1 protein-coding gene is annotated in these 279 nt (G+C 45.9%); it reads right to left on the bottom strand.

The genetic code is table 11. The features are described 5' to 3' along the window. On the bottom strand, positions 1–260 hold a 260-nt coding region (locus LKK83_RS00230), incomplete at its 3' end, for a hypothetical protein (RefSeq protein ID WP_442957256.1). Between the last annotated feature and the right edge of the window lie 19 nt (positions 261–279).

The following is a 279-nucleotide window of genomic DNA, read 5'->3' as shown; positions in this document are numbered from 1 at the left end:
AAAACGGGGGAGAAGACGCGACTTTCGGCCACACCGGCATTTTGCAGGTGGTCATACAATTGTCGGTTGCTGGTTAAGCCGGCTGTGGCGAGGTCGGGATTGCTAGAACGATAGAGGTTTAAATCAATATAGGGGGAAAATACTCGACCTTCGTTGAGTCCGATATTGAGCAAATGTTGGAAGGCTTGAGCGTCATCCAATCCAGCTAAATCTGGATTGAAAGCACGGTAGAAATTGGCATCGAATAAATTAACAGCCATTGGGAATTTCTCCTATAAA

This window comes from Phormidium sp. CCY1219, assembly GCF_035615515.1.
In the GTDB taxonomy this organism is placed as follows: Bacteria; Cyanobacteriota; Cyanobacteriia; order Cyanobacteriales; family Laspinemataceae; genus CCY1219.
Note: the sequence above shows the minus strand (reverse complement) of the source record. Positions and strands in the feature narration are given on the sequence as shown.